This window comes from Streptomyces sp. BE303 (genome assembly GCF_036290945.1).
Lineage (GTDB): Bacteria > Actinomycetota > Actinomycetes > Streptomycetales > Streptomycetaceae > Kitasatospora.
The window spans coordinates 1-5635 of the sequence record NZ_JAQYWZ010000252.1 but is presented as its reverse complement, the minus strand read 5'-3'; the positions used below and the strand labels follow the sequence as shown (position 1 = coordinate 5635).

The window sequence follows — 5635 nt, the reverse complement described above, 5'->3', positions numbered from 1 at the left end:
TCCGATAAGTCGCTCGGATACGCCCGTCTGTCCATGCGCCGCAGAACATCACCCGAACCCCGACTGGCACGCCAGTACGGCCGACGTTCACACGAACGAGCGATCATGAACCGAGAGAAAGCGGACTTAACGTCCACTCAGGTGTCCAACCGCGGGGTGGAACTTCAGTGATGTGGCCCCTGCCGGTCGGTGGACCTGACGCGCTGTCGGGGTCGGACCACCGCGATCGGCATTCAGCCAAAAGTGACGGGAAGCCTTGAGCGCCGCAGGCCGGCTGGTCACCGGACATGTGCCCAAAGAGATGATAAGCCCACCATTGCGCTCGCAGCCTGTAGCGGCATATCCGACAGGGGCACGTAAAGTAATGGCCGAATGTTCATGTTTGCAGAAAAAGGTTCACCCGTGTCGACGTGGACGAAGTAGATTCTCCTCAGCATACTGACCATCGGGGTCAGGATTTGGAGGGTAAATCACGTGAAGCTTGCAAAGCGAATTGCGGCCGTAGCCGTAGCTACGGCCACACTCGCCGGCGGCATGACGGCCATGGCCACCAGCGCGAGTGCGGAAACCAGTACCAACGGTGGCGGCCTCGTGATCACCAGCATCAACAACGGCTACGACGCCTACTACTCCTCGAGCTCCACGAGGACCGTCCGCTTCAAGCTTGAGTGCCGCGACAGCACGTACTACTACGATCTCGGCTTCTTCAATGCCGCCGCCGGCTCGGGCAGCTCCTACTTCTTCGGCGTGGGCTCCGGCAAGGGCTGCAGGCTCCAGCTGATCAACACGTCGTACGGTGTTATCACTCAGACCGGCTACGTCGCCTGAGGCTCGTAGCCATATTGAGGCCGCGTCGCGATCCAGCGGCGCGGCCTCAGCCGATACAGATGAGGCGGACGTTCAATCCATGAAAATCGTCGCTCTTCTTACTCCATTTCTCACATTGGCTTCAACTCCGCTCGCGCAAGCCACACCGCCATCGGACGTGCCACGTGCCGAGCTGCGCGCCCTCGTCGAGAACGTTGTCCAAGCCGACGGCTATCGCTACCAGGCGACGGACAGCGCCGGGAGGAGCATGGATGCCGCAAAGATCATCCAAGACGGGACCGGCGGCTACCTGGCCGTCTACCACACCATGCGAGCCGACGGGCGCTTCCACGCGGCAATCGCGACCTCTACCGACCTCCTCAACTGGACGTTCACTCAGGACTTCGGCGCCGGCAGTTCGCAACCGACGATCAGCGAGGTCGCCAACGGCGGCTATCTGGTCGCCTGGGAGCAGGATCCAAGCAATCACATTGCCGTGCACTACTACACCAATCGAACAAATCTCCTTACGGCTTCGGCCTCTCGCCAGTTCGACGCTCCACGCTCCCTTTCGCCCTGCGCCGAAGGAACCCCAAACATCTACTCAGTAACCCTGAACCCTGATATCGACCACTCGGTCATCGACATCGGGGGGCACTACTATGCGAACTGCAAAGTCGACCGACAAATGCGCGCAAAGCTTACCAATTTCACCTCCTGGTCAGCGTCGACCCAGTCGACCTTCGACAATTCCCTCCTGCACTGGGGCGTTCAAGGAAACATCGGCGACCGGGATTATACAAGTTTCAAGGGGTTTCCGTTCGGTTTGATCGAGGGGCAGTACGAGAACAACAGATTCGAATCCTGGAGGACATTCGTATACGACTACACGACCGGCAATGCAGACAGGACCGATATCCATACACACGCCGGAAGTGTCGCCTTCGCCAACCCGAGCATCACCAAGGTCAAGACCCCCGCTGGCGCCGATGCTCTTCTTGTCAGCCTTTTCATCCCCTCCGAGGGTGCGGCCGGCGGGGAAGCTGGCCAACTCATCTACTTCCGCAAATACTGAAGGCTAGATCCCACGAAGCATGACTGCCAGTACGGGCGCCCCCACGCCCACCAGGCACACTACTTCCACCACGACGCGCTCCGGGTCCTGGAAGCCGGCCGAGCCCTCACTCATCACCTCGAGAAACTCCAACGCGACAGCCAGATCACCCGCCACTGGTAACACACCGTAACTGCCATCGCCTCGAGATGGCCGCCGAAAGGCCGCTCCGAGGCTGCCCGAGTCACTCCACGGCAAGCAGCAGGCGCCAGAAAAGTCTTGGAAATGACCCGATATGAACCAGTTTGACCTACTTGACCTGCGGCCAACGCACTGACATGCCTCGCGTCCCTTCCCGCGCGCTCTGCCGACTCACCGGGCCGGGCAGCGACCTTGGACTCAAGCTCACCGAGTGCAAGAAGGAGAAGCTCGTGGGACAGCGTGCGCAGCGTGGCCGGGTGTACCGGCGGTGTGGTTGTTCGGACGGTAACCGGAAGCAGCTGGGTCCGTGGTGCCCCCTGCTGGCCCGGGATTCGAGGCACAGGGCGTGGACGTATGCGATGGATCTGGTGAAGGAGGACGGCCGGCGTCGGGTCCGCCGCCGGGGCGGTTTCGCCAGCCATGCGGAGGCGTTGCGGGAGATGCGGGCGGTGTTGGACGGTGAGCTGCGCAGGGTGTACGAGAACCGCCGAACCAAGGTGGCGAGCTACCCGCGCAAGTGGCTGGTCACGTGGCGGGCGCACCTGTCGCCGAGCACCTACGCCGGCTACGTGGCGTGGGTCAAGCACGACCTGATCCCGGCGTTCGGCCACATCCGGCTGCTCGACCTTCGTCCCCATCACGTTGACGAGTGGATCGCCGCCCAGCTGGAGGCCGGGCGCGGCCGCGTCCACGCTGCGCAACGCGCTGAACGACGCCGTCTCCTCCCGGCGGCTGCGCTACCCCGGTCAAGCACTCCGTCCCACCAAAGCCCCGCGCCGCCGAGCGTGCCTGCTGGACTCCGGAAGGGGCCGCGAGCTTCCTGCGGCACAACGCCGAGCAGTACGCCGGCCGGCTCACCGACCTGTTCGAGGTCATCCTTGGTACTGGCCAGCGCAGCGGCGAGGTCCTCGCCCTGCACTGGTCGGACGTCCACCTCATGGACCGCCGGCTCTTCGTCCGCTGGACGCTCGCCGCCGTCAACAACAACGGCCTGGCCTTCGGCCGGCCCAGGACCGAGGCCAGCCGCGCCTGGATCAGCCTCTCCCCCAGGAACGGGAATTCGGGGCCACGCCGCCCGACAGCCTATTATCGCTTTCTGGGCCTGCGGACCTGATCCCCGGCTCACCAGGTACGGAGAGGCGTCACCCGGCCTGCTGCCGATGCGTACCCGAGGAAACACGTGAGCACCGTACAGTCGATCCCCGTCCCGCAGGTCCTTCATGAGGCCGGCCGCCGACGGACCTTCGCTGTGATCAGCCATCCGGACGCGGGCAAGTCCACGCTCACCGAGGCGCTGGCGCTGCACGCGCGGGCGATCACTTCTGCCGGTGCGGTGCACGCCAAGGGTGATCGACGCGGCGTGACCAGCGACTGGATGGAACTGGAACGCGAGCGCGGTATCTCGGTGACCTCGGCCGCATTGCAGTTCGGCTATCGCGGCCACGTGATGAACCTGATCGACACCCCCGGCCACGCCGACTTCTCCGAGGACACCTACCGGGTGCTGGCCGCCGTCGACTGCGCGATCATGCTGGTCGACGCGGCCAAGGGCCTGGAGGAGCAGACCCGCAAGCTTTTCGCGGTCTGCCGCCATCGCGGCGTCCCCGTGATCACCTTCATCAACAAGTGGGACCGGCGCGGCCAGGATGCACTCACCCTGCTCGAGGACATCGAGACGCACCTCGGGATCACCCCCGTCCCGGTCGTCTGGCCGGTGGGCAGCGCGGGCAACCTGCGCGGCCTGGTCGAAGCGGGGAACACCGAGCAGATGCTGCGCTACACCAAGGTGCCAGCCGGCACGCACGCCGCCCTCGAGGAGCAGCTCACCTCCGAGAAGGCCGCCGAGCAGGAGGGCGAAGCCTGGACGACCGCGCTGGAGGAGCTGGAGCTGGTGCTCTCGTCCGGCCCCGGCTACGACCAGGAGGCCTTCGAGGCCGGCAAGATCAGCCCGGTCTTCTTCGGCGCCGCGCTGACCAACATAGGTGTGAAGCTCCTGCTGGACGCCGTGGTCGACCTCGCTCCGGCTCCCGGGCCCCGCCGGCTGGCCAAGGGCGGCAGCCGCGAGGTCGGCGAGGAGTTCTCCGGCCTGGTGTTCAAGATCCAGGCGAACATGGACCCGGCCCATCGCGACCGGATCGCCTTCGTCCGAGTCTGCTCCGGCGTCTTCGAGCGCGGCATGCACGTCACCCGGGCGGCCAGCGGCCGCTCGTTCGCAACCAAGTACGCGCACACCGTCTTCGGAGCCGAGCGCACCGTGGTCGACACCGCGTACCCTGGCGATGTGGTCGGCCTGATCAACGCGAGCGCGCTGCGGGTCGGCGACACCCTCTTCACCGGCAAGAAGACCGAGTTTCCCCCGCTGCCCGCCTTCGCCCCCGAGTACTTCGCGGTGGCACGGCCCAAGGACATCAGCCGGTCCAAGCAGTTCCGCAAGGGCGTCGCCCAACTCGACGAGGAAGGCGTGATCCAGGTGCTGGTCTCCGACCGGCGTGGCGACCAGGCGCCGGTCATGGCTGCGGTCGGCCCGATGCAGTTCGATGTGATCCTGCACCGGATGGAGCACGAGTTCTCCTCCCCAATCGCCCTCGACCAGCTCTCCTACCGCTTGGCCCGGATCACTGACGCCGACGGCGCCGCTGCCCTGGCCAAAGCCCGCCTGATCAGCGGCGAGGTGCTCACCCGCCGCTCGGATGACGTGCTGCTGGCCTTGTTCGCCGACAAATGGCAGCTGAACGCCTTCCAGCGCGCCCAACCCGACATCCTGCTCCAGCCGCTGATCGCCACGGCGGACTGATCGCCGACCTCTCGGCCCGGCGGCCGCCGTCGACAAGCTGCTGCGCGGCCTGCTCGGGCAGTCGGCCGACCGGCAGCAGTCGATCGGGCCGCGCGCTCACCACGGCAACCGAAGGCCGACCGCTACCCGGCTGAGCCACCGCCGCCGGCCGGACCGAGGACGTCGGGTGGCGCCAGGCCCGCACCGCGCTGCTCAAGTCCGTCGCACGCCAACCACCACGCTCACCTGCTCGCCGCCATCGTCGGGCTCGGCGGTGAGCTGGAGCTCCCGGCTAACCGCAACGGGCGCTTCAGGGGTGCGGTCGTCCCGGAGGGCTGCGCGGTCAGCGCCGGCCGCCGCCGATGCGGCGGTCGTCGGCCAACGCGGTCAGCGGGCCGTACTCGCAGGCAAGCTCGTTCCACGTCAGAACCTCGCCACAGCGGGCCGGGAAATCCTTCGGGTTGAACTCGGGCATGGTCCAGGTGCCGGTGCCCCGGTCCCGCAGCCACAGGTCCCCGTCACCGTCGACCACAGTCGGCGGGACCGGTACGGGCTCGGCCTGATCGGTGGGCTCCCAGGTGACCCGGCCCGGGTGGGAAACGCGGCGCAGCTCTGTGGTGGCCAGCCGCGCGGCCAAGTCCCGGGTGGACTCCTCGGCCTCCTTGACCGACGCGAGTCGGAATGCGTCGTCGAGTACGGGCAGGGCTGGATTCTTGCTGCGCTTTGAACTCATACGCTGACTTACCTCCGGTGGGGGGCGTCACATCCGTTATGGCACCCCGTAGAGGAACACGGTATCC

The 5635-nt window shown here is 66.1% G+C and carries 5 protein-coding genes and 1 pseudogene; 5 read left to right on the top strand and 1 reads right to left on the bottom strand.

Annotated elements, in window-relative coordinates; all coding sequences use genetic code 11:
- Nucleotides 1-474 precede the first annotated feature (474 nt).
- The 5 genes and pseudogenes from PUR56_RS01720 to PUR56_RS01705 all read left to right on the top strand — a co-directional run bounded on the left by PUR56_RS01720 (nucleotide 475) and on the right by PUR56_RS01705 (nucleotide 4856).
- Nucleotides 475-828: a hypothetical protein gene (locus PUR56_RS01720; protein ID WP_329878480.1), complete on the top strand. Its 354-nt coding sequence runs from the start codon at nucleotides 475-477 to the stop codon at nucleotides 826-828.
- Nucleotides 829-907: 79 nt separating this feature from the next.
- On the top strand, nucleotides 908-1882 hold the full coding sequence (locus tag PUR56_RS01715) for a hypothetical protein (RefSeq protein WP_329947555.1): 975 nt from the start codon (nucleotides 908-910) through the stop codon (nucleotides 1880-1882).
- A 317-nt stretch (nucleotides 1883-2199) separates the two neighbouring features.
- Nucleotides 2200-2706 (top strand): annotated as a pseudogene (locus PUR56_RS43220) (hypothetical protein); the annotation flags it as partial.
- Nucleotides 2707-2999: 293 nt separating this feature from the next.
- Nucleotides 3000-3176, top strand: coding sequence for a hypothetical protein (locus PUR56_RS01710; protein ID WP_329947554.1), 177 nt, complete (start codon nucleotides 3000-3002; stop codon nucleotides 3174-3176).
- Nucleotides 3177-3242: 66 nt separating this feature from the next.
- On the top strand, nucleotides 3243-4856 hold the full coding sequence (locus PUR56_RS01705; RefSeq protein WP_329947553.1) for a peptide chain release factor 3: 1614 nt from the start codon (nucleotides 3243-3245) through the stop codon (nucleotides 4854-4856).
- A 322-nt stretch (nucleotides 4857-5178) separates the two neighbouring features.
- On the opposite strand, the gene PUR56_RS01700 is transcribed toward PUR56_RS01705, so the two are convergent.
- Complete coding sequence (locus PUR56_RS01700; RefSeq protein WP_329947552.1) at nucleotides 5179-5568, bottom strand: hypothetical protein; 390 nt, start codon at nucleotides 5566-5568, stop codon at nucleotides 5179-5181.
- Nucleotides 5569-5635 lie beyond the last annotated feature (67 nt).